This is a genomic window from Oleiphilus sp. HI0066 (genome assembly GCF_001635725.1).
Genome location: NZ_LWFH01000710.1, coordinates 1 through 791, shown reverse-complemented (window position 1 = coordinate 791; position 791 = coordinate 1). Strand labels below are relative to the sequence as shown.

Sequence of the window (791 nt, the reverse complement as noted above, 5' to 3'; positions counted from 1 at the left end):
AGAATAAACATAATAGAGTTACAGCGCAGATTTCATTAGTTCAAATTAAGCAAGAAGAAAGTAAAGATAAAAGGTATTGAACTCATCATTTCAGGAGGCAATTATGACGTTCAAAAATCTCGGTTTTCTTTTTTTATCAGGCATTATATTTTCTCAGTTAACGGCATGCCAAGATACTGCAAATAGTGAACAAGCTTCGGTTGCAGAGTCTGTCGAATCTGAGAGCGTAGAAAAGAGCATGCAGTCTAGTGCCGGAGACGAAGCTGCAGTTAAGACAAGTGCAGCGGTACCTCTTCAGCAGAGTGAAGATTCAACGCCGGTTCAACAGGCAGAAACATCATCGGGTAAGCCCAATATTCTCGTGATTTGGGGCGACGATATTGGATGGTCAAATGTAAGCGCATATAACCATTCGGTTATGGGCTATGGAACGCCAAATATTGACCGAATTGCGAATGAGGGGGTGATGTTCAGCGATCACTATGCCCAGCCTTCCTGTACAGCAGGGCGTGCGGCATTCATAACTGGGCAGTATCCGATTCGATCTGGAATGACGACGGTCGGCCAACCAGGTGACGCGCTTGGTTTACAAAAAGAGTCACCGTCTCTTGCTGAAGTGTTAAAAGAAGAAGGATATCGCACCGGACATTTTGGCAAAAATCACCTTGGTGATAGAAACGAACACCTGCCAACTATGCACGGCTTCGAAGAATTCTACGGAAACCTCTACCATCTCAATACCCAAGAAGAGGCTGAACAGAGAGATTATCAAAATTTTGGTAAAGCCTTTG

Annotated in this window: 1 protein-coding gene; it reads left to right on the top strand. The window is 44.0% G+C overall.

Annotated elements, in window-relative coordinates; translation table 11 throughout:
• Positions 1-103: 103 nt before the first annotated feature.
• Positions 104-791, top strand: a 688-nt coding sequence (locus A3738_RS08825) for a sulfatase-like hydrolase/transferase (RefSeq protein WP_197473736.1), incomplete at its 3' end; no start/stop codon positions are given.